Genomic DNA, 21572 nt, shown 5'->3' on the forward strand with positions numbered 1-21572 from the left:
GTTGGCGGCTGGGTGGCAATGGCCCAAACGACTTGTCCCCGTTTCTTGCACATCGTCGAAGCGGTTCGACCAGGCTCAGTCCAAGAGCCTACCTACATGCCTTTGATGTCGACAAGAGTCGATGTCGATCGCTCGGTGAACCGTGTGGGGGCGCCGTCATCCCCGTACGGGGCCGGACCGTATCGCCTTTGCGAGCGCGCCCACGACGGCTTCCTGCTGTCCACGGGTGATCTGGGGATAGATCGGCAGGGACAGGATCTCGCGTGCCGCCGCCTCGGCGGCGGGGAAGTCACCCGCGCCGTACCCGAGCCCGGCGAACGCCGGCGTGCGGTGGATCGGCCGGGGGTAGTGGACGGACGCCCCGATGCCGAGGGAGTTCAGTTCCGCGACCACCGCGTCGCGGGCGGCCGCGCCGCGGCCCGGCAGTCGCACCACGTAGAGGTGCCAGACGTGGTCGTTGCCCACCAGCGTGGTCGGGCGGACCACGTCGTGTCCCGCCAGCAGTTCCGCATACCGCCGCGCGGCCGCCCGGCGGGCGGCGTTGCCGGCCGCGAGCCGGCGCAGCTTCGCGCGCAGCACGACCGCCTGCAGGGCATCCAGCCGGCTGTTGCAGCCAGCCACGTGATGCTGGTACTTCGCCAGCCCGCCATGGTTCGCGAGCATCCGCACCCGCGTCGCCAGCCGTTCGTCGACGCACAGGACCGCCCCGGCGTCGCCGTAGGCGCCCAGGTTCTTTCCCGGGTAGAAGCTCGTCGCCGCGATGCCGCCGGCGCCGGCGTGGCGACCGAAGCGGGTCGCGCCCTGGCACTGCGCGGCGTCCTCCACGACGGCAACGTCGAGCCCGGCGAGCCGGCGGTCGAGTTCCTCCAGTGGTACGAGTTGCCCGTACAGGTGCACCGGCACGACGGCGCGGGTGCGGCGGGTGACGGCTGCCGCGACCGCCCCGGTGTCGATGAGGTAGCTGTCCGGTCGCACGTCCACGAGCACCACGCGGGCCCCGATACGGGCGACCGCTTCCGCCGTGGCGATGAAGGTGTTGGCCGGAAGGATCACCTCGTCACCCGGCCCGGTGCCCACCGCCCGCAGGGCCAGTTCCAGTGAATCGGTGCCATTCGCCGTACCGATACAGTGCGGAATCCGGTTGAAGGCGCCGTACTCCCGCTCGAATTCCTCGACCTCCTCGCCGCCCACGAAGGCCGTACGTTCGATGACCCGCTGAAAACCGATCTGTATCTCGCCGGCAACTTCGGCGTGTGCCGCACTGAGATCGACCAACGGGATATTCGTCACGACGGTGGCACCTCCAGTGGCCAACCTTCTCGTCGGGGTCGGTGTGCACGGCGGGCACCGGTCTGTTCGGTCGCTTCGCGGGCCGCGTTGTGGTGTATTCGTTGGCATCCCGCCGCCGTGCCATGGCGACAGTGTGCACCGGTCGATGTGAAAGGACAATTGATGAAGGTTGCCGTCATCGGAGTCGGTTACTGGGGTGCGAAACTGCTGCGGAATCTCGTCCGACTGCTCGGGCCGGACCGGGTGGTCGTGGCCGACTCCGATCCCGACCGGCTCGTGCGCCTGCGACAGCAGTACCCGTCGGTACCCGCCGTGCCGGATCTGTCCGCGGCACTGCGGCACCGTGACGTGCGGGCCGTCGTCATCGCCACGCCCGTCTCCACCCACGCCCGGCTCACCGCCGAGGCGTTGCACGCCGGCCGGCACGTACTGGTCGAGAAGCCGTTGGCCGTGTCGGCCGCACGCGCCCACGCGCTGTCGGAACTGGCGCGGCGGCACGGTCTCGTGCTGATGGTGGGGCACACGTTCCTGTTCAGTCCGCGGGTGCGCTGGATCGCCGGTGAACTCGCCGCCGGTGGCCTCGGACAGTTGCAATACCTCACGTCCTCGCGGCTCAACCTGGGGCCTTACCGCGACGACGCCGACGTCATCTGGGATCTCGCCCCGCACGACGTCTCGATCGCCCTGCACCTGTTGAAGGAGATGCCCGAATCCGTCCACGCGACGGCCCGGAGCGTGGTGCGGGCCGGCGCCCCCGACGTCGCGTTCCTGGAGATGACATTCCCGTCGGGCGTCCTCGCCTCGGTCACGGTCTCCTGGCTCGCGCCGCGGAAGACGCGGACCCTGACGATCGTCGGCGACCGGAAGATGCTCGTGTACGACGACATGGCGGCCGAGGAGCCGGTGAAGGTCTACGACAAGGGACTGACCCCGGATCACGCTACCGGATCCGGTGCGTCCGGGATGGCGTGCCGCCACGGTGACACCGTGGCGCCGCGCATTCCGGGGTACGAACCGATGGCCGAACAGCTCGACCACTTCCTCGGGTGCGTACGCGGCGGCGGCCGGCCGGAGTCGGACGGAGCGTTCGCCACCAGCGTCGTCGCGGTGCTGGAGGCCGCCGACCGTTCCTGGCGGGAGGGTGGCCGGCGGGTGCCGGTCGGCCCGGGGCCGGCGGGTGTTTTGGCGCGGCGGGGTGTGCAAGCGCCGACGGTCGGCAGTTATACGGAGGCGGTTCCGTAGCGTCCGGAACCGTGTCCGCGGCACCCGGCGTCTCGCTTGACATCGAACCTGGTCGATAGAGAACCTTGGGTCCGATCGATTTCCCGCCGCACGGATGCGGTGTCTCTCTTCTTCATTGCGTGTTCGGAGGTGCGTGTGACGCGCGTTACTGTGCTCATGTCCGTCTTCGGCGAGCACGTCGGCTGGGCGACGTTGCCCGCGGTGGTTGACGCGTGGCTCGACCAGGACCTGTCCTGCGACGTCGTCATCGCGACGTCCGGCGAACTCGACCTGGCCGGCAGCCTGCCGGCCGACGTGGGAGACCGCGTCCGGGTGGTCGAGACCGACCATCCGCGGCCCACCGTCAGCCGACTCATGAACGCCGCGGCCGCGCACGCCACCGGTGAATGGCTGTACCTGAGTGACGCCGACGTGGCCCCGCTGGGCCGTGACTACCTGACCAGAGCCGTGGCCGCCGCCCGCGGCGTCGGCGGCGCGTTCACCAATCCCAAGATGTTCCGCCTGGTCGGTCCGTCACCGGACGGACCGGCCTCCCGGTGGCAACCACCCGCGGACTGGATGAGCGTGTGTTTCGTGCGTACGGAGCCCGACGGGCGGTTGGCGCGGTATCCCGGGGAGTCCTACCGGGTGCACGACGACCGGACACTGTGGGCGGACCCACCGCCGGACGCGTTCGTGCTCGAACCGTTCGAGTTCTCGCGCCGGCCCGCGCTGCACTGGGGTGCCACGGTCGTCCGGCGCGAGGACCTGATCGCCGTCGGCGGCTACTGCGAGCAGTACGAGGGCTGGGGCTGCGAGGACGAGGACCTGCTCCACAAACTGGCCGCCAGGATGAACGTGATCCAGGCGTGCGTCGAGATGCCCGAGATCCTCTGCGTGCACTTCGAACACCGGCGTCCCTACGACACCCCGGACTACGCGGCCAACCAGGCCCGTCTGGTCAGCCGTCGGGAAGCCGGTCCGGAGGCGATGATCGCCGCCGACCTCGACGCTGCCGCGAAACGTGCCGCGGCCGGCGCGCAACGATCCGTCACCACACGTTGAGCGGATGCCACCTCCCGCAAGGGCCCGGTCCAGCAGGGGGCGCCCCGATGAGGATTGCCATCGTCGACGAATGGCCGGTGTTCGCGCTCGGTCTCACCCAGGTCCTGTCCGAATCGGGGTTCCAGGCGTTCCCGACCTCGCCGCGGATGTTGCAGGACAGCGGGCGGGACGGAGTCGACGGCATCATGCTGGCGCCGGAGGCCGTTCCGGAACTGCCCATCCACGAGGCGGTGACGAAAGCGGCCGCGATCGCGCCGGTCCTGCTCCTCACCCAACGACCGGACGCCGACGTACGGCAGGTCGGCAGGGCGAGCGGCGCCAGGGGCATCGTGCACCGCGGGGTGCGGGTGGAGGTGTTGAGCGAAGCGGTACGGACCGTGGTCCGTGGCGGTGAGTTCTTCGATCCGTGCGACGCCGTGGGTGAGGACGCTCCCGCCGTCCCCGGTTCCGCCGTGCTGTCGCTGCGGGAGCGGGAGGTCATCTGGCACATCGCCCGCGGCAAGACGAACCAGCAGATCGCCCGGATCCTCAAGATCAGCCCACACACGGTGGACACCTACATCAGGCGCGTCCGCTCCAAGCTCGGCGTCGGCAACAAGGCCGAACTCGCGTGTGTCGCCCTCCGATACCCGGCCACCGAGCCCACCACGGGACGGGGCCTGAACTGACCGGCCCGGGCCCGGCCTCCCCGCCGGCTTCCCGTTTCTTTCGATAGGAGAAACTCTGATGCGTGTCCAGATGGCCCGGACGCTCCTGTCACGTAACTCCTGGTCGAGCATGGACCACCTGACCGCGATCTACTGGGCGCTGTCGTCGGTGCTCGTCTACCAGCGGCCGGGCGCCGTGCTGGAGGTGGGATGCCACGCGGGCCGCACCAGCGTCTGGTTGCAGCAGATCATCCAGGACCACGCCCCGGACCGCGACCTCCACCTCTTCGACTCCTTCAAGGGCCTGCCGGAGCCGGGGCGCCACGACTCGTTGCTGACCGCGGGCGACCTCGCGGTCTCCGAGGACGACGTGCGGGCCAACTTCACCGAGTGGGCGTTGTCGATGCCGACCATCCACCCCGGATGGTTCGATGAGACACTTCCCGCCGGGTGCCCCGACACGGTGTGTTTCGCCTACCTCGACGGCGACTACTACGACTCGATCCTCACCAGCCTGGAACACGTCTACCCGCGCCTCGCACCCGGCGGCGTGATCCTGATCGACGACTACTGCGACCGGGACACCAACCCCCAGGCGTGGGACGGCTTCCCGGGGGTCAAGCTGGCGTGCGACGACTACTTCAGGGACCGGCCGGACGAGGTCCGGACCCTGGCCGGATCGGGGCCGCTGGCGATGGCGCTGATCCGTAAGCCGTTCCAGGCCGCCCAGCACCCGCCGGCGGCCCGGACGGCATCGGCGACCGGCCAGACCAGGTAGCGGTACGGACCGCAGGATGACATCTCCAGGCGTACCGGGGCCGCGATCCGCGCCGCCGGACACCCGATCCGCCGCCGGCGGGAGCGGCGCCGCACCCGGTGCCGCCGCCGAACAGCTGCTGGGCAGGCTGACGCTGGACGAGAAGCTCCAGATGCTGCACCAGTACGCGCCGGAGCTGCCCCGACTGGGACTGGCGAGTTTCCGTACCGGCACCGAGGTGCTGCACGGCCTGGCATGGCTCGGTCCCGCGACGGTGTTCCCCCAGGCCGTGGGACTTGCCGCGACCTGGGACCCGGATCTGCTCGAAGCGGTGGGCGACGCGGTCGGCCGGGAGGTCCGGGAACGGCATCGGGATACGCCGGCGGTCGGCCTGAACGTCTGGGGCCCCGTCGTGAACCTCCTGCGTGACCCTCGCTGGGGACGAAACGACGAAGGCTACTCGGAGGACCCCTACCTGACCGCCGAGTTGGCCATCGGCTACTGCCGCGGGCTGCGCGGCGGCGGCTCGGGGGAGCGGCCGGCGGTGCTGACGACCGCTCCGACGCTGAAACACTTCCTCGGCTACAACCACGAGACGGACAAGGCGACCACCTCGGCCGACATCCGACCGCGGATCCTGTACGAGTACGACCTGCGGCCGTTCGAGTGGATCATCAAAGCGGGCGTCGTCTCGGGACTGATGCTCTCCTACAACCGGGTGAACGGCCGGCCGTGCCACACGACCCCGCTGCTGGGTCTGCTGCGCTCCTGGCAACCGGATCTCGTGGTCGTGTCCGACGCGTACGGAACGAAGGGCATGGTCGAGGACCACCGCTACTTCCCGGACCATCCGCACGCGTACGCCGCGGCCCTGCGCACGGGCCTCGACAGCTTCACCGAGGACTCGGGCAGTCCCGCCGACACCGTGGCCGCGCTCCGGGAGGCCATGGCGCTGGGGCTGATCAACGAGGCCGACGTCGACGCGGCGGTCCGGCGCCTGCTGCGCATGCGGATCCGCCTGGGCGAGGGGACCGGCTGCACCCGCGCCCCGGCAGGGGAGAACACGAGCGTCGACCACCGGGCACACCAGGACCTGGCCCTGGCGGCGGCCCGGAAAGCGGTCGTACTGCTCAGAAACGACCGCGACCTGCTCCCGCTCGACGGACCCGGCCCGGGGCGCATCGTCGTCATCGGTCCCCACGCGGACAAGGTCCTCGTCGACTGGGTCAGCGGAACCCTGCCGTACGAACGCGCCGTGGTGGACGTCCTGCGGGACAGGCTGGGGCCCGACGCGGTCGACTTCATCGAGGGCGTCGACCGGGTCGAGTTGGTGCTCGACGGCGGTCTCGGCCACGTCGTGGCCGGGCCGGTGCCGGACGGATCGCCCCTGCGCGCGCGGTCCACGACGTCGGGGGCCGACCGGTGGTTCGACGTGCTCGACTGGGGCGACGGGATAGTCACCCTCCGGTCGGTGGCCAACCACCGCTTCGTCTCGCGCGGCGACGACGGCGTGCTCGCGAACACCGCCGCGATCCCGTACGGATGGTTCGTCCCGGAGGCGTTCCGCCTCGTCCCCGCCCCGACCGAGGGGTGGTCGTACCTACGGCACGTCTACTCGGGACGGTACGTCACCGTCGTCGACGGCGTGGTCGTCGCGTCCGCCAAAGCCCCGGAACAGGCGACGCGCCTGCGCCTGGCGACGGTCTCCCGCGCCACCGACGGCATCGCGGACCGGCTCGCGGACGCGGCCGCGGTGCTGGTGGTGGTCGGCACCCATCCGCTGATCAACGGCCGGGAAGGTCAGGACCGGACAGAGCTGTCCCTGCCCGCGCGCCAGGAGGAGGTGGCCCGGAGCGTGGTGTCGGCCCGGCCGGACGCGGTCGTCGCGATCGTCAGCGGCTGGCCGCCGGCGATACCGTGGTTGGCCGGGCACGCGCGGGCACTGCTCTGGTCCGCACACGGCGGCCAGGAGCAGGGTACGGCGATCGTCGACGTCATCCTGGGAACCCACGCACCGGCCGGACGGCTGCCGCAGACCTGGTATCACGGTGCGCACGCCCTCGGCGAACACCTGGACTACGACATCATCGGCAGCCGCAAGACCTACCTGTACGACCCGGCCGAGCCGCTGTTCCCGTTCGGGCACGGCCTCACGTACGCCCGGTTCCGGTACGGCGAACCACGGATCACCCCCACGACCCTCCGGGACGGCGACCGGTGCCGGGTGAGCGTCGAGGTGACCAACACCGGACCGGTCGACAGCGACGAGGTCGTCCAGCTCTACGTGCGTACGCCGGGTGAAGCGGTCCGCCGGCCGGTGCGGGAGCTACGGGGCTTCCGGCGGGTCCATCTCAAGGTCGGGCAGACCGTCCGGGTGTCCTTCGAACTGGCCGTCGCCGACCTGGCCTACTGGGACGTGGCCAACGGGCGGTTCGCCGTGGAACCCGGTCGCTACGAGGTCGAGGTAGGGCGCTCGTCGACGCACTGCGAGGGACGTGCCCCGTTCCAGGTCATCGGGGCACCGCCGGCACCTCGTGACATGAGCCGGCGCCTGGTGCGCGCGGTCGACCACGACGACGCGGTGGGCGTCGCGACGGTGGACGAGGCGCGCGGCGGCGGCGACGCCGTCGAGGCCCGTCGCCCCGGCGCCTGGCTGTGCTACCGCAACGTCGAGATGTCCGGCGTCAACCGGCTGGTCGCCCAGGCGTCGAACACGACGCCGTCGACGGCGACGGTCGAGGTCCGCCTCGACGATCCGTTCGCCGGTGAACTGGTGGGAGCACTCGAGGTTCCCGTCGTCGACGGCGAATGGAGTTGGCGGACGGTCGAGGGGCCGGCCCGGGGCGACGGAAGGCACGACGTGTACGTCGTCCTCCCCGCGCATGTCCGCCTGGCCAGTATCGGCCTCGTCAACGCACCGCGACCGCTAGGGGAGTTGGAGGCCCACAACGGTGAACGTTCTCGGAATCTCGGCGCTCTACCATGACGCGGCGGCCGCGGTGTGTATCGACGGACAGCTCGTCGCCGCGGCCCAGGAGGAGCGTTTCTCCCGCCGTAAGCAGGACCGGACGGTTCCCTGGCGTGCCGCCCGCAGCTGTCTGGACGTCAGCGGGCTGAGCATCGCCGACATCGACTGCCTGGCCTACTACGAGGAGCCGTCGCTCAAACTCGACCGGCAGCTGTCGATGCTCGCCGCCGAGGTGCGTCCAGAACCGGCGGCGGAACTGCTCGCCCGCATCGACCCGACCCGGGTGTACCGGGCCATGCGCGAGGGCCTGGGCTACGACGGGCCGGTCCGGTTCATGCCCCACCACCTGTCGCACGCCGCGAGCGCGTACTTCTTCTCCGGTTTCGCGGAGTCGGCGGTCCTCGTGCTCGACGCGGTGGGGGAGTGGACCACCTCCTCGTACGGCACCGGGTCGCCGGGTTCGGGAATCAGGCTCGTCGAGTCCGACCGCTTCCCGCACTCCCTGGGCCTGTTCTACAGCACCGTCACGGCCTACCTCGGGTTCGAGGTCAACGAGGGCGAGTACAAGACGATGGGTCTGGCGCCCCTGGGGCGGCCCACCTTCGTGGAGCAACTGCGGAAGACCATCTCCTGGACCGAAACCGGGGAGGTGACTCTCGACACCGCGTACTTCGACTTCACGGGGCTGCGCCGGATGTGGTCCGACGCCCTGCCCGGCCTGCTGGGCATTCCGCCACGGGAGACCGGGCAGCCGCTCGACGGGTGCCACGCCGACCTCGCCCGCAGCGTCCAGCTGCTGCTCGAGGAGGTCGTACTGGCCAAGGCCCGGGCGGCCAGGGCGGCGACCGGCGCGCGGAACCTCTGCATGGCCGGCGGTGTGGCGCTGAACTGCGTAGCCGTCGGGAGGTTGCGTGCCGCCGGACTCTTCGACGACATCTTCGTGCAGCCCGCCGCGGGCGACGCCGGTGGCGCGATCGGGGCCGCCGCCCAGGCCTCGTACGATCTCGGCACGCCGCCGCCGGTGGAACGCCTCGCCCACACCTACCTCGGTCCCGGCTTCTCCACGGCGCGGGACGTCGTTCCCGCCCTGCGGGCCGCGGGGCTGCCGTACGTCGACCACGGCGACGACCTCGACGGCATGTTCCAGGACGTCGTACGCCGACTGGCCGCGGGACAGATCATCGGGTGGTTCCAGGGACGGATGGAGTTTGGGCCACGGGCGCTCGGCAACCGGTCGATCCTCGCCGACCCACGTCGTCCCGACATGCGTGACCGCATCAACGCGTTGGTGAAGATGCGCGAGGCGTTCCGGCCGTTCGCGCCGAGCGCGCTCGACAAGCTCGCCTCCCGCTACTTCGACTGCCCGGGCGACCTTCCGTTCATGCTCGAAACGGTGCGGGCGCGCACCGACACGTTGCCGGCGGTCACCCACGTCGACGGTTCGGCCCGGCTCCAGACGGTGTCCCCGGAAACCAACCCCCGCTTCGCCGAACTGCTGGAGAGGTACGCGTCGGCGACAGGATGCGGAGTTCTGCTGAACACCTCCTTCAACCAGCGCGGGGAACCGATCGTCTGCTCGCCGGTGGACGCGATCGCATGCTTCGCGCGGTCGGGACTCGACGCGCTGGTCATCGGCGAGGTCGTGGTCGACGGTCGCGAGGTTCCGGACTCCTGGCGAACGGCCGTTTCCGCCAAGGGCATCACGTCGGCACACAGCGACGAACCCGGGGTCGATCACGAGTTGGCGGTCTACGAACTCGCGTGACGCCCCGAGAGGACGTACGGCCGCGCGACCGCGCCGGTCCACGTCCGGTCAAACCCCGAAGGAGACATCCCGGATGCGCATAGGAATTTGGGAACGCCGTGCCGGTGGTGACCGGTACGAGCGGATCGCCGGCGACTGGCCGAACTGGTCGGACAGCGAGGGATTCTCCCGCAACCCCGACCGGCGGCGGGTGGTCCTGCTCGGTGAGTCGGTGGCCCGTGGACTGTTCTACGAGCCGACGGTGACCCCCGCCAAGCTCCTCCGGTCGGCTCTGGACACGGCGGCCCCCGGTGCGGCGGAGGTCGTCGACCTGGCCAGAAGCGGAGCCCGGTTCCAGGACATCCTCGACCTGGCGGACGCGGCCCGCGACCTGTCGCCGGACGCGGTGATCGTCTTCGCCGGCAACAACTGGAAGTACGAACTGACCGAGTGGGTCGCCGCCGAGCGGCTGGACGGCGATGCCCGGGCACTCGGGCGCGACGGGATCGCGGGCGTGCTGCGGCGCCGCGAGGCGGCGCTGGCCGACGCCGTGCGGGACTTCGTGACACGGCTGTGCCGACTGTTCGACGGCTCCGCGTCGATGATCTTCGTCCTGCCCGAGTCGAACCTGCTCGACTGGCATCCGCAACCCCTCGCCCCGGTGCTCGGCGGCGACCGCGATCTCGCCTGGTGCCGGCTGATGGGCGAGACGCGGGCGAGAGCGGACTCCGGCGACTGGGACCGGGTCCTCGAACACTGCGACGCCCTGCACGAACTCGACGGCGCGGTGTCCGACCAGCCCTTCCGCTACCGGGCCGCGGCCCACCTCGCGCGCGGTGAACGGGCGAAGGCGCTGGCCGATTTCCGCCGGGCCCGCGACGTCCGTCTGTGGTGCGACGGTATCGACCCCTCCTGGCTACCCTCGACCGGTGTCGCCGCCGCCCGCCGCGCCGCCGTCGCCGCCGGCGCGGACGTCGTCGACCTCACGCGGCTGCTTCCGGCACACGCGGCGAGCGGGATACCGGATCGCTCGCTCTTCGCCGACTTCTGCCACCTGAACGGCCGTGGCCTGGTCGTCTCCGTGGCAGAGATCGCCTGCGCCGTGGGCCCGAGGATCGGCCTGCCCGTGGACCGGCAGAGGTGCCCGGGACCGGGGGACGTTCCGCCGCGGGTCGAGGCGGGAGCCGCGTTCGCCGCCGCGTTCGTCAACTCGGACTTCGCCCAACCGGCGGAGATCATGAACTTCCACGCCCGGCGGGCGGCCGAAGCGGACCCCGATGTCGTCTCGGCGATGGAGTCCTACTGCACCGCACCGGCGATCCCCGTCCCGTGGTGGATGCGACCGCAGGACGTACCCGGATTCGGTAACGCCGAACGGTTCCTGAGAGGGATCGGCCGCGTCGGCCGGTACCTCTACGACGACGATCTCGTCGCGTCGTTCACCGCACAGGTGAACGCACGGCGGGCCCGAGACGGTGCCGCGCCGCTGCCCCCGCGCGTGGACGGCGCACTGGTCGCCGGTACCCGGACGGATCTCCTCGATCCGATCTACGCGCCGGCCTGGCGGCCACTGGACTGGGAAGGGCTGCTGGGCACCCTGCCCGGCCGACCGACCGGCTACCGCCACTACTTCAGAGCGCACTCCGAGCGCAGCCGCTTCACCTGCGTCGTGGCCGATGCCGTGCCGGTCGACATCGACCTGACCCTGCGGCTGGGATCGCCCGGCACCGGAACGGCGACGATTCTCTTCAACGACCGGGAGGTCGACCGGGTCGAGCTGACCCGGCGATGGCGTCGCGTCCGGCGCCGGATCCCACCGGAGCACGTGACGAGCGGTCGCAACGAGTTGGAGATCAGGTGGTCGCGGACGGCCCTCGGAACCATGCCGGTCCCGGTCCTCGCCCAGCGGATCACGCAGGGCCTGGGCCAGGAGTTGTCGGTCGTGTACGGCGAGGTGCACTCCATCCACGCCTCGCCCGCTCCGGCGGGACCGCCCCGGTGAGGGCGGACGCGCCCCGCCCGGGACGGCGCGGGCAGTCCCACGTGATCGAGTTCTCGGGGTGGCCGGCCGGAACCTCCGGCCTGACGTGGAGCCAGTCCGCGATGTGGGACCTCATCGGGTGGCGGGCGCCGCACGACGCGTACCTGAACATCCCCGCCACCATCGATGTCACCGCGGCCAGCGACCCCGCCCAGGTGGTGGCCGCCCTCACCGCGGTCCTGCGCCGCCACGACGCGCTGCGCACCCGCTACGGCTTCGACGCCGACGGTGAGGCGACCCAGACGGTCGCGGGTCAGGGCCGGCTCGTCGTCACCGTCGACGAGGCAGATGCCGGCCAGGACACCGCGGCCACGGCGATGACGGTCGCCCTCGATCTGGGCCGGCTGCCCTTTACCGCGTCCGAGTTGCCGGTACGGGCCTCGGTCGTCACCGTCGCGGGCCGGCCCCGGTTCCTCGCCATGTCGATCTATCACGTCTCGGTCGACCTCTGGTGCCTCGACGTCATCGAACGGGACGTCCAGCAGAGCCTGGCGGCCGTGCTCGACGGGGTGCCCGCGCCGACGCTACCGCCGGCGCCGGCACCGGCCGAGCAGGTCGAACATGAGCGGGCCACCGTCACGAGAAACCGGAGCGAACGCGCACTCCGCTACTGGGCGCGCGAGCTGCGGGCGCTGCCGAACGAGCAGTTCCCGGCCCCCCGCCGCCGGCCCGACACGCCCCGCTACCGGGAGGCGGCCCTGCGCTCGGAGGCGGTCACCGTGGCGTCACGGGTGCTGGCACGACGTCTGCGCGTCGGCCCGCCGGCGGTGCCGCTGGCCGCCTTCGCCGTCCTGCGGGCGCTGATGGCCGACAGCCCGTCCTGCCACTTCAACGTACTCACGGCCAACCGCCACGCGCCGAGGAGCCGGGAACTGGTCTGCGACCTGACCCAACCCGTACCCATGCGGGTCGAACTGTGCGGGGAATCCTTCGCCGACGCGGTGGTGCGCACCGCGCGGGCATCCCTCAACGCCTACCGGCACGGGCATTACGACCCGCGGCGCGTGCCCGCGCTGGTCGACGCGATCCGCGCCGAATGCGGCCGCAACCTCGATCTCGGATGCACCGTCAACACGGCCCGCATCGACACGGCTGCCGGGTGGCGGGCCGGACCGACGCCCACACCCCAGCAGATCCGCCGGCTGCCGGCGGCCTCGACGTTCTGGTGGCGGGGGACCCACGACGATCTCGACCTGGCGCTGCTGTTCCAGGTCATGCCGTGGCAGGACGGAACGCTGCTGTCCCTGTGGGCGGACACCGAGCGGCTGTCCACCTCGGACATACGGGCCATGCTCCTGACGATCGAGCAGATCGTGGTCGAGGGCGCCGCCGACGATGCGCTGGGTATCGGTGACATCCGACGGATGTGCCCCGGACTGCTGCGGACGCCGGATCCCGGCCTGGTACGGGTCGGACCGGCCTGGATCGACGTACCGGCGGTGCGGGAACTGGTGCGGACGGCACTGCCCGCTCCGGACGTGGCGGTGTTCGTGCGCCGGCGCCCCGACGCGGACGCCACGGTCGAGGCGTACCTCGTCGCCGAACACGAGGGCATGACACCGGAGCGCGCACACGAGGCATGCGTCGCCGCCCTCGGCCGCGAGCGCCGCGTGGCCACCCCGGACCGGTACGTCGTCTGTGCCGCCGCCCCGGACGACCGGACCGACCGCGAGGGATGGCTGCGGCTGGCGGTCCGCTCCGGCTCGGGCCGGCCGGCCACCGTGGTCGCGCCGGACCCGGTCGACACCCGGGCGCGGTGACCGCGTCGGCGACCCGATGGCCAGGCCAGCGGTCTGCTACACCGCGACGACGGTCGTCCCGCGTACGACCGGCTCCAGCCACGACGTCCCGGCACGGCACCGGTGCCGCACCATGACGCCGGCCTCTCCGGAGACGTGGACGAGCCGGTTGGGCAGGCCGCCGAAGCAGAACTCCCGGTAGCCGGCGGGCAGGAACTCACCGGCCAGCAGGGCCATCGACAGGTCCAGCGGCTTCCAGACCCCGTCGCTGTCCCGGACCTCGGCCCACCGGTGCACCCGCGCGGTGTGCCCGCCGAAGAGGAAGCCGTCGCCGGTGCGGGCCGGGATGCCCTGTGCGCCGAACTCCGCCACCAGCAGCTCGGACAGCGCGGTGCAGTCGCCCACCCGCCGGCGCCGGGTCGTCGGCACCTCCGCCGCCAGCGGCGGACTGGTGTAGTGGTACCGGTACGACTCGACCGCCGAACGCCAGAGCGCCCCGACCGGGCGGTGCCGGATCGTCGAACGGATCCCCGACTGCCGCACCTCCCCGGCCCAGGTGGCGGATCCCCGATCCACCGCCGACCGGGTCCAGCGGGCGCCGGTGATCTCCGGCCGGGACCAGAGCGTGCTGTCACATCCGCCGCCGCTGGGACACGTCGCCGCCAGGGTGAACCGGAAGTCGACCGGGCCGGTCCAGTCACCGTCCACCGTGAGAAGGCGCCGATGATAGGCCATCTCCAACTCTGGCCTGCTCGCGCGGGAACCGGAGTACAGACCGACGTTCCACACGTCGAACGCGTCGAACGTCTCCCCGCCGGTGCCCATGATGTCGCGCAGGGTTTCGAGTTCCGCATCCGAGCACCGCAGGACGGCCCGCACGAAGGCCACGTCGACCGGCCTGCGGTGGGCGGCCGGCGTCCGGACGACCCTTTCCAACGCGTGCCCCCAGTTCGGGGGCGGCCGACTGACACCCGGGCGCGGCATACGGTGAACGATACGGTCGCCCGAGGTCGTCCGGCGATGGATCCCACCGTCGCGTGAACTCGGGACAGGTCGCCGGCGCCGCGAACTGTCAGGCTGCTCCAGACACCACCGCCAGCTCTTGTCGCGCGCCTCCGACAGGTTTCGAGGAGTCCCACATGGCCAGTTCCGGGTGGCCGCCGGTGTTCGAGGAGATCCTGCGTTCGTACCTGCCGCTCCTGCCGCGGGAGGCTCCGCTCGCCGCGGACTCCGACCTGATCGAACTCGGCCTCGACTCGCTCGGCATGGTCAGCCTGCTGCTGGCGGTCGAGGAACACTTCTCGGTGACGTTCCCCGAGGGGCAGCTCGGCGCCGAGATGTTCGCGACCCCGGGCGCCCTCTGGCGGGCGCTGTCCGTCGTACGGCCTCCGGACGGCGTCGATCCGGCGGCACCGGACACCGGCGAACCCGTGTCCGCCCCGGATGGACTCGTCACCGTCCGGTCCGGCGTCTCCGCCATGTGGCTGTCGCCGGGCGAGGGCGCAGACGTTGCCCCGCACGACGTCGTCGGACCCGGGTGACCAGGCGGCGACCGGGACGTTCAACGGGCTTTCAGCGCGGCGATGCCGGTCCGGAGGGCGAAGAGAACGAGCTGCACGCGGTCGCGTGAGCCGGTCTTGGCGATGAGGTTCCCGATGTGGGTTTTGATCGTGGGCATGGACAGCCACAACTCGGTGCAGATTTCCTGATTCGTACGCCCTTCGGCGATCAGGGAGAGGATCTCGCGCTCGCGCGGGGTGAGTTCCGCGACGGCTTGCGTATCGCTACCACGGGATGGGGTCCGGCTTTCGGCGGGACGGCGCCGGAACGTGGCGAGGAGCCTGCGGGTGGGGCCGGGCGAGATGACGGCGTCACCGCTGTGCATGATGCGGATCGCGGCGATGAGCTGATCGGGTGGGATGTTCTTCACCGGGAACCCGGCGGCGCCGGCCTCGACCGCGGTGAGCACGTGCTCGTCGCTCTCGAAGGTCGTGAGAAGCTCCTGAAATCCTTCGCCGCGCCCGTCGCGATCTGCCTTCTCGGCTGCGTCGTCGGCGTCGCCACCGTCACTTCGGTCGCCCTCCGGCCGCTGAGCTACGTTCTGCCCCAGGCCATCAACACCCGTCCCCTGAACCTGGGCTCCACAGCCCTCGCGGGCTCCGGCGGCCTCACCGCGGGCGATGTGCTCCCGCTCCTGTGCACGGCGCTCGTCCTTGCCGGCGTGGCCGTGGTGTTGGCCCTCGGTGCGATTCGCGTGTTCAAGCTCCGATAGGGCAACACGACGTCCGATTGCCGCGAGCAACCGGGGTGACGACTGGGCAGGATCGTCGCCATGCATGTCACCGTTGATCTGAAAGTTCTGTACTTCGGAACCCCGGTGGTGCTCATCGGCTCGCGCAATCCCGACGGCACCGCCAACATCGCCCCCATGTCGTCGGCCTGGTGGCTGGGCCACAGTTGCATGCTGGGCCTGGGCAACAGCGGGCAGACGACGGCGAATCTGCTGCGTGAGCGTCAGTGCGTGCTCAACCTGCCGTCGGCGTCGATGGTCGACGCCGTGGACCGGCTCGCGCTGACCACCGCGGCACCGGTCGTGCCCGCCCACAAGGCGGCGATCGGATACCGGTACGAGCCCGACAAGTTCGCTGCCGCCGGGCTGACCGAACAGGCCGCGGAGTTGGTCGCGGCGCCGCGGGTGGCGCAGTGCCCGATCCAACTGGAGTGCGAGGTGGACGCCGCTCACCAGTTCGGGGGACCGGAACCACACGCCACCGCGTTCCAGGTGCGGGTGGTCCGGGCGCATGTCGCGCAGGACCTGCTCGTGCCGGGGACACACTACGTCGACCCGGTGCGGTGGGATCCACTGATCATGAAGTTCTGCGAGTTCTTCGGCGGCGGGGACAACGTGTATCCGTCCCGGCTGGCCGAAGGCTGGCAAATGCCTCACCAGCTACGACCGACCATGGCGTAGCCGCTTGCGATAGGTCGCCCGTCATGACCGAACTCGGACCGGTCGCCTGGCCACCTGCCCCGATCAGGACCGAGCGGCTCGTGCTCCGCGAGCCCGGGGCACGGGACCGTCCGGCGGTCATCGAACTGTTCGCCTCGCCGCAGGTGGGCACCTACATCGGTGGCGCCCGACCGCGTGACGAACTCGAGCAAGCGGTGCCCGAGGTGCCCAGGCGACGACCCGGCCATCTCGTGGTCGATCTCGACGGGGCGATGATCGGCATGGTCACGTTCGATCGGCGCGACGCGGAGGATCCGGGCCACGCCCTTCCGGGTGGCGGAAGGGCCGAACTCGGCTACCTGTTCCTGCCGGCGGCGTGGGGACGCGGATATGCCGCCGAGGCGTGCGCGGCGGCACTCGGGCGGGAGTGATCCTCAACGCAGGACAAGGCCGGCGACCGCCGCCGCGAGCAGCAGCGCCGGGGACGCGGCGGCGGTGCCGAGCACAACCGCCGAGCTGGTCCGGCTTCTCGCCGGGAGCCACCGGAGCAGGAGCAGACCAACCAGCAGGGTGGCAACAAGAGCCGGTGCGATGACGTAGGCACCGAAGACCAGCATGTCCTCGCGCGGTGAGTTGTCCCCCAGCTCGCCCGTCCCGGACACCTGGTAGACGAGGACGAGGTAGGCGACGACCATCAGGCCGTGCCAGCCGAGCATGACCAGGTACGCCGACCGTCCACTATCGACCCGCACGAAGGCACCCTATCGCTCGGCAGTCCCGGGCTGGCTATCCGTCAGCGGCGGACTTCGACCGGGGTCAGTCCGCTTCCGCCGCGGCATCCGTCAGGGCCTCGATCAGGGCACGTGGCACGGGCTGCGTCAGCGCGACCTCGCGTACCGCGACGCAGATCGCCCTGACCGGCTCCGGGTGGCGTACCGGGCGAACGGCGACGCCCGGGTGGCGGGTTCCCAGACCGAGTCGGGGAACGAGGCTGACGCCGAGACCGGCGGCGACGAACCCCTGCGCCGTGGCGTAGTCCTCCGACTGTGCCACGAAGTCCGGGGTGAAGCCGGCCGCGGCGCAGCCGTCCATGATCGGTTCCAGGCAGGGGCCGGACGGTTCGCTGCCGACCCACGGCTCGCCGGCGAGGTCGACCAGGTCGATCACCCGCCGGGCGGCGAGCCGGTGTCCGCCGGGCACCACGGCCCGGTACGGGTCGTCGCGCAGGTGCACCACGCGGATGCCCGGGGGAGGGGCGTCACCGGTGCGGTGGACCACGATGGCCAGGTCGGCGTCCCCGCGCTCCACGTCCGGCAGCGGATCTCCCGAACCGATCAGCCTGGGGTCGATCGTCACCCCCGGGTGCTCGCGCCGCAGGCGGGCGAGAGCGGGTGCCAGCAGGGTCGGCCCGACCGAGGCGAAGTAGTGGATCGTCAGCCGGCCGGTACGCCCCGCCCGCAGGTCGGCCAACGCGGTCTCGGCCTCTGCGACGTGCCGGCCGATGACGGCCGCGTGCGCGCTGAGCAGCCGACCCGCGGCCGTGGGCCGTACGCCCCGGCCGACCCGTTCGAGCAGCGCGATCCCGGCCTCCCTCTCCAGCGCCGCCACCTGCTGGCTGACGGCGGACGGTGTGTAGCCGAGGTGGGCCGCTGCGGCAGTCACCGATCCGCTGGTGACCACCGCCCGCAACACCTGCATTCGTCGTACGTCAAGCATGTAGCGGAGCTTAATCGTCGTACAGAATCTTTCGCTTTTTCTTTCCGGTTGGAGCCGGCACGGTGGGCACCGTGAACAGGCTGCGAACATGGACCCAGGTGGGCGGGCTCGCCCTGCTGTGGGGATCGACCTTTCTCTGGATCGACCTGGCTCTCGAGGCGATGACCCCGGTCCAGGTCACCCTCAGCCGGTGCGTCCTCGGATCGGGCGCGTTGCTGGTCGCGTGTTTCGCCTCCGGGCGGCGGCTGCCCCCGTGGGGGGCGACCTGGTGGCACCTCGCCGTGGCCGCCTTCTTCTGCAACGCCCTGCCGTTCGCCCTGTTCAGCCTCGGCCAGCAGACCGTCGACTCCGGGGTGGCCGGCGTCCTCAACGCGACCACCCCGCTGTGGGCGGTGCTCATCGGCGTCGTCGTCGGCACCGAACGCGGCCTGCGGCCGGTCCGCCTTCTCGGACTCCTGCTCGGCTTCACCGGGGTCATGCTGATCTTCGCTCCGTGGCGGTCGACCGGACCGGTCGGCGGCGGCGCTCTCGCCATCGTCGCCGCCGCGGCGAGCTATGCCGTCGGCTTCGCCTACGTGGGTCGCCACCTGGTCGGCAAGGGCGTCCCCACCATCTCGGTCGCGGCGGCGCAGCTCGTCGCGGCGACCGCCCTGACCGCGCCGCTCCTGCCGGCCGGCGGCCTGACACCGGTCCGGGTCGGCGCGCAGACGCTGATCGTCGTCGTGATCCTCGGCGTCGTCGCCACCGGAGCCACGTTTCACCTCACCTACCGGATCATCGCCGCCGAGGGCGCCACCAACGCCGCCGCGGTCGGTTATCTGCTGCCGGTGGTCTCGGTGGCACTGGGCGTCGTCGTGCTCGGCGAGGGTCTCAACCCGCGGATCGTCGCGGGGACGGTGGTCGTGCTCGGCGGGGTCGGTCTGATCCGCCGGCACCAGCGGCCGCGGTCGGCGCCCGCGCCGGCCGCGACGAGCGGCTGACCGGCCGCCCTCGGGCAGGACCGGCGCGTCCCGGCCCGGGGTGCCCCGGGCCGGGACGGCGTACGTCAGCCGGCCCGCTCGGCGGCGCTGCGCTCGACGCAGAACTCGTTGCCCTCCGGGTCGGCCAGCACCACCCAGCCGCTGCCGTCCGGCCGCCGCTGGTCGGCGACCTGCGTGGCACCGAGGCCGATCAGGCGTTCGACCTCCTCGTCCCGGGTGCGGTCGGTCGGTTGCAGGTCGACGTGCAGCCGGTTCTTGACCTGCTTCGGCTCGGGTACCCGCAGGAAGAGCAGCACCGGACCGGTGCCGCCGCCCGTCGGGGAGAGCGCCACCTCGGGATCGCCGGGGTGGTCGTCGTCGCCGAGCCGGTAGTCGAGCACGGCGGCCCAGAACCCGGCGAGGGTGTACGGATCGGCACAGTCGAAGTCGACGTGCCGGATGAGCGAGGTCATGGTGATCCTCCACGTGTGGATGGAGCGCCTCGCCGGATGGGCAGGTGTCAGCGTGGATGGCGAGGCGCGGGCATGGACTGGCTGGACATCGACCGCACCTCCCTTCGCCGATCACGGCTGACCGGTCATGATCATTGCACAGCCGTCGTCCTGGCCACGATCCGGGTCTGGCCCGCGACCGCCGGCATTCCCCGCCCGGGCCGGACCAGTCCGGCCACCTCCGCTCCGCCCGGTCGCCGCTCCCCGCGCCGCCTGATCCCTCGTTTCCCGCCCGGAGCGATGGGAACGGTGGACACGCCGAACGGGGTGCCCCGCACCCAGCGGGGCACCCCGATCGACGACGGTCAGATCCGTGGCCGGAGCAGGTCGGCGAGCGCCCGTTCCGCCAGGTCCAGCGCCGTCTCCGCCATCGTCCGGTCGACGATGGTGGGGCGATGCAACCCGCCGGGTTGCCAGTTGTAGTCACCGTAGTGGTGCCGGACCTCGTTGCCGATGGTTTGTTGCTGCCCCGTCACGGTGCGGCCATCGAACGTACACCTGACGGTGAGCAGGCCGGTCGGGTTGAAGATGGAGTCCTCGCAGGTCGGCCTGACGTTGCCGATGATGTGTTCCAACGCCTCCTGGTACTCGGCGTACATGACTCTCATGGTGGGGATTCTCGCCTGGGCGATGAGCAGCACGTCCCACTGCGTGATCAGGGCCTTGCCGACGATGTCCCGCTCCGCGTCGCCGTCGAACTCCGTGAGTTTCTCGCGCGCGTTGATGGTCCCCTGAAGGACCGTGTTCATGTACATCGGGAGCATCGGCGGGATGTCCATCATCTGGGTACCGGTCACCGCGTAGCGCACCTGGCCTCTGATGTCGGCGATCTGCAGGTTGTTGAGCTGCGTCAACAGATCGGTCTCGACGCCGGCCAGCGCGCCCCTGATGTCCTGGGTGAACTGGATGAGTTCGTTGGCGGTGAGCCCGTCGGCGGCCGAGTCCAGGAAGGCCGCGGTCACCCGGATCATGTCGAGGTACCGGTTGTAGTCCGCGGCCACGGCCGGTCGCGCCGTGCCCACCAGGAGCAGGACCGTTCCCATGACGGCCGCGAGAATCCGGCGCTTCATGCGTTGGCCCGGATCTGCTTCAGCTGCGGCAGTTCCCGCAGGACCGAGGGACGCACGGTGTTGCGCATCACGTTCGTCTCCACGAAGACGTAGTCGATCGGGTTCATGATCTGTGAACCTGCCTGGAGTTCGGTCCACGTTTCGACGTCGCCGGTGTGTGCCTGGCAGGAGTAGGTGTGTTCGGTGACCCAGGCGAACTCGGGGTCCCAGATGGTGCCGTAGGAGTGGACACACCACGGCTTGATCTTGTTCAGCACGGCCTCGTAGCTGGCGATCAGGTCGTCGAGCAGGAGCGTGCTGTCGAAGCCGAACTTCGCGAACGTGACCATCGCGATCGAGTAGATCTCGCCCATCACCCGGGCGATGTGGTCCGCCGCGCCGAGGTCCTGGACGGCGTCGAAGTAGGCCGACGACAGCGTCGCGCAGTCGAGCGTGCTGTCCAGGAACACCGACAGCGTGTAGATGTCCATCTGGTCGATGTTCGGCATCAGAAGGGTGTTGGAGCGGGCGCACGCGCGTACGTCGGCGGCGGCGATGCCGTCGATGTGGGCGAGGATCTCCTGCTGCGACCGGTTGATCGCGCCCAGGATCTCCTGCTTCGCACGTTCCAGATCGGCCGGGGTCACCCCGCCGCCACCACCACCGCCGAACAGGCTCCCCGCCACCACCACGGCGACGTTGATCCAGAACGACGCGTCCACCGCCTTGGCCGGTTTGGCCGGCCCTCCCGCCACGATCGATGCGGCGAGGCACACGGCCAGCAGGCCACCGAGAAATCGTCTTCGCATCATGTCCTTCCTTCGGTCGCTATGCATCGACATGAGTCGAACTGCCGGGCGTAGCTTCGTCCGGAGCACTGGACATCGACTGGACATCGGCTGGACGCTCATTCG

The 21572-nt window shown here is 70.9% G+C and carries 20 protein-coding genes; 12 read left to right on the plus strand and 8 right to left on the minus strand.

Going from position 1 to position 21572, the window contains the following annotated elements; translation table 11 throughout:
- Positions 1-156 precede the first annotated feature (156 nt).
- Positions 157-1290: a DegT/DnrJ/EryC1/StrS family aminotransferase gene (locus QCD66_RS14480; RefSeq protein WP_375734445.1), complete on the minus strand. Its 1134-nt coding sequence runs from the start codon at positions 1288-1290 to the stop codon at positions 157-159.
- A gap of 162 nt (positions 1291-1452) precedes the next feature.
- Between QCD66_RS14480 and QCD66_RS14485 the strand changes: the two genes are divergently transcribed.
- The 8 genes from QCD66_RS14485 (at position 1453) to QCD66_RS14520 (ending at position 13493) form a co-directional block, all read left to right on the plus strand.
- On the plus strand, positions 1453-2532 hold the full coding sequence (locus QCD66_RS14485; protein ID WP_375734444.1) for a Gfo/Idh/MocA family protein: 1080 nt from the start codon (positions 1453-1455) through the stop codon (positions 2530-2532).
- Positions 2533-2667: 135 nt separating this feature from the next.
- Complete coding sequence (locus QCD66_RS14490; RefSeq protein WP_375734443.1) at positions 2668-3576, plus strand: galactosyltransferase-related protein; 909 nt, start codon at positions 2668-2670, stop codon at positions 3574-3576.
- Positions 3577-3623: 47 nt separating this feature from the next.
- Positions 3624-4244 carry a DNA-binding response regulator gene (locus QCD66_RS14495; RefSeq protein WP_375734442.1) on the plus strand — a complete coding sequence of 207 codons (621 nt, stop codon included), beginning with the start codon at positions 3624-3626 and terminating at the stop codon, positions 4242-4244.
- A 58-nt stretch (positions 4245-4302) separates the two neighbouring features.
- The gene (locus tag QCD66_RS14500) at positions 4303-5001 is read left to right on the plus strand and encodes a TylF/MycF/NovP-related O-methyltransferase (RefSeq protein ID WP_375734441.1); all 699 of its coding nucleotides are present in this window, start codon (positions 4303-4305) and stop codon (positions 4999-5001) included.
- Positions 5002-5017: 16 nt separating this feature from the next.
- Positions 5018-7966, plus strand: coding sequence for a glycoside hydrolase family 3 C-terminal domain-containing protein (locus tag QCD66_RS14505; protein ID WP_375734440.1), 2949 nt, complete (start codon positions 5018-5020; stop codon positions 7964-7966).
- Positions 7932-9713, plus strand: coding sequence for a carbamoyltransferase (locus QCD66_RS14510; protein WP_375734439.1), 1782 nt, complete (start codon positions 7932-7934; stop codon positions 9711-9713). Before QCD66_RS14505 ends, QCD66_RS14510 begins: the two co-directional genes overlap by 35 nt.
- Before the next feature lie 73 nt (positions 9714-9786).
- Positions 9787-11694 carry a hypothetical protein gene (locus tag QCD66_RS14515; RefSeq protein ID WP_375734438.1) on the plus strand — a complete coding sequence of 636 codons (1908 nt, stop codon included), beginning with the start codon at positions 9787-9789 and terminating at the stop codon, positions 11692-11694.
- 41 nt (positions 11695-11735) lie between these two features.
- Positions 11736-13493 (plus strand): condensation domain-containing protein, encoded by a 1758-nt coding sequence (locus tag QCD66_RS14520; protein WP_375734437.1) that lies wholly within the window; start codon positions 11736-11738, stop codon positions 13491-13493.
- 36 nt (positions 13494-13529) lie between these two features.
- Here QCD66_RS14520 and QCD66_RS14525 read toward each other — a convergent pair whose 3' ends face one another.
- A complete protein-coding gene (locus tag QCD66_RS14525) occupies positions 13530-14456 on the minus strand; it encodes a transglutaminase-like domain-containing protein (RefSeq protein ID WP_375734436.1) in 927 nt (308 codons plus the stop codon).
- A gap of 155 nt (positions 14457-14611) precedes the next feature.
- Here QCD66_RS14525 and QCD66_RS14530 point away from each other — a divergent pair, with 155 nt between their 5' ends.
- Entirely contained in the window at positions 14612-15013 is a 402-nt protein-coding gene (locus tag QCD66_RS14530) for a phosphopantetheine-binding protein (RefSeq protein ID WP_375734435.1), read from the plus strand.
- Between the two features lie 20 nt (positions 15014-15033).
- On the opposite strand, the gene QCD66_RS14535 is transcribed toward QCD66_RS14530, so the two are convergent.
- The gene (locus QCD66_RS14535; RefSeq protein ID WP_375734434.1) at positions 15034-15810 is read right to left on the minus strand and encodes a LuxR C-terminal-related transcriptional regulator; all 777 of its coding nucleotides are present in this window, start codon (positions 15808-15810) and stop codon (positions 15034-15036) included.
- On the opposite strand from QCD66_RS14535, the gene QCD66_RS14540 reads away from it, so the two are divergent.
- Positions 15805-16443: a flavin reductase family protein gene (locus QCD66_RS14540; RefSeq protein WP_375734433.1), complete on the plus strand. Its 639-nt coding sequence runs from the start codon at positions 15805-15807 to the stop codon at positions 16441-16443. The two genes, QCD66_RS14535 and QCD66_RS14540, sit on opposite strands and share 6 nt — an antisense overlap.
- Before the next feature lie 23 nt (positions 16444-16466).
- Positions 16467-16853: a GNAT family N-acetyltransferase gene (locus QCD66_RS14545; RefSeq protein ID WP_375734432.1), complete on the plus strand. Its 387-nt coding sequence runs from the start codon at positions 16467-16469 to the stop codon at positions 16851-16853.
- A gap of 3 nt (positions 16854-16856) precedes the next feature.
- Here QCD66_RS14545 and QCD66_RS14550 read toward each other — a convergent pair whose 3' ends face one another.
- Together QCD66_RS14550 and QCD66_RS14555 are read right to left on the minus strand one after the other, a co-directional pair.
- On the minus strand, positions 16857-17174 hold the full coding sequence (locus QCD66_RS14550; RefSeq protein WP_375734431.1) for a hypothetical protein: 318 nt from the start codon (positions 17172-17174) through the stop codon (positions 16857-16859).
- Positions 17175-17238: 64 nt separating this feature from the next.
- Positions 17239-18138, minus strand: coding sequence for a LysR family transcriptional regulator (locus tag QCD66_RS14555; protein WP_375734430.1), 900 nt, complete (start codon positions 18136-18138; stop codon positions 17239-17241).
- 71 nt (positions 18139-18209) lie between these two features.
- On the opposite strand from QCD66_RS14555, the gene QCD66_RS14560 reads away from it, so the two are divergent.
- Entirely contained in the window at positions 18210-19118 is a 909-nt protein-coding gene (locus QCD66_RS14560) for a DMT family transporter (RefSeq protein ID WP_407567157.1), read from the plus strand.
- A 65-nt stretch (positions 19119-19183) separates the two neighbouring features.
- Here QCD66_RS14560 and QCD66_RS14565 read toward each other — a convergent pair whose 3' ends face one another.
- From QCD66_RS14565 to QCD66_RS14575, 3 genes are all read right to left on the minus strand, one after another.
- Positions 19184-19570, minus strand: a complete 387-nt coding sequence (locus tag QCD66_RS14565) for a VOC family protein (RefSeq protein WP_375734428.1) — start codon at positions 19568-19570, stop codon at positions 19184-19186.
- A 344-nt stretch (positions 19571-19914) separates the two neighbouring features.
- Entirely contained in the window at positions 19915-20679 is a 765-nt protein-coding gene (locus tag QCD66_RS14570; RefSeq protein WP_364217187.1) for a hypothetical protein, read from the minus strand.
- Complete coding sequence (locus QCD66_RS14575) at positions 20676-21467, minus strand: hypothetical protein (RefSeq protein ID WP_364217185.1); 792 nt, start codon at positions 21465-21467, stop codon at positions 20676-20678. The genes QCD66_RS14570 and QCD66_RS14575 overlap by 4 nt, the downstream gene beginning before the upstream one ends.
- Positions 21468-21572: the final 105 nt, after the last annotated feature.

The organism is Polymorphospora sp. A560 (genome assembly GCF_045781765.1).
Taxonomy (GTDB): domain Bacteria; phylum Actinomycetota; class Actinomycetes; order Mycobacteriales; family Micromonosporaceae; genus Polymorphospora; species Polymorphospora lycopeni.

Excerpts from the sequence above, each read along its gene's own strand:
- QCD66_RS14485 (WP_375734444.1), top strand. The coding sequence starts at position 1,453 with ATGAAGGTTGCCGTCATCGGAGTCGGTTACTGGGGTGCGAAACTGCTG.
- QCD66_RS14495 (WP_375734442.1), top strand. The coding sequence starts at position 3,624 with ATGAGGATTGCCATCGTCGACGAATGGCCGGTGTTCGCGCTCGGTCTC.
- QCD66_RS14500 (WP_375734441.1), top strand. The coding sequence starts at position 4,303 with ATGCGTGTCCAGATGGCCCGGACGCTCCTGTCACGTAACTCCTGGTCG.
- QCD66_RS14505 (WP_375734440.1), top strand. The coding sequence starts at position 5,018 with ATGACATCTCCAGGCGTACCGGGGCCGCGATCCGCGCCGCCGGACACC.
- QCD66_RS14515 (WP_375734438.1), top strand. The coding sequence starts at position 9,787 with ATGCGCATAGGAATTTGGGAACGCCGTGCCGGTGGTGACCGGTACGAG.
- QCD66_RS14525 (WP_375734436.1), bottom strand. The coding sequence starts at position 14,456 with ATGCCGCGCCCGGGTGTCAGTCGGCCGCCCCCGAACTGGGGGCACGCG.
- QCD66_RS14530 (WP_375734435.1), top strand. The coding sequence starts at position 14,612 with ATGGCCAGTTCCGGGTGGCCGCCGGTGTTCGAGGAGATCCTGCGTTCG.
- QCD66_RS14540 (WP_375734433.1), top strand. The coding sequence starts at position 15,805 with ATGCATGTCACCGTTGATCTGAAAGTTCTGTACTTCGGAACCCCGGTG.
- QCD66_RS14535 (WP_375734434.1), bottom strand. The coding sequence starts at position 15,810 with ATGCATGGCGACGATCCTGCCCAGTCGTCACCCCGGTTGCTCGCGGCA.
- QCD66_RS14545 (WP_375734432.1), top strand. The coding sequence starts at position 16,467 with ATGACCGAACTCGGACCGGTCGCCTGGCCACCTGCCCCGATCAGGACC.
- QCD66_RS14555 (WP_375734430.1), bottom strand. The coding sequence starts at position 18,138 with ATGCTTGACGTACGACGAATGCAGGTGTTGCGGGCGGTGGTCACCAGC.
- QCD66_RS14565 (WP_375734428.1), bottom strand. The coding sequence starts at position 19,570 with ATGACCTCGCTCATCCGGCACGTCGACTTCGACTGTGCCGATCCGTAC.
- QCD66_RS14570 (WP_364217187.1), bottom strand. The coding sequence starts at position 20,679 with ATGAAGCGCCGGATTCTCGCGGCCGTCATGGGAACGGTCCTGCTCCTG.
- QCD66_RS14575 (WP_364217185.1), bottom strand. The coding sequence starts at position 21,467 with ATGCGAAGACGATTTCTCGGTGGCCTGCTGGCCGTGTGCCTCGCCGCA.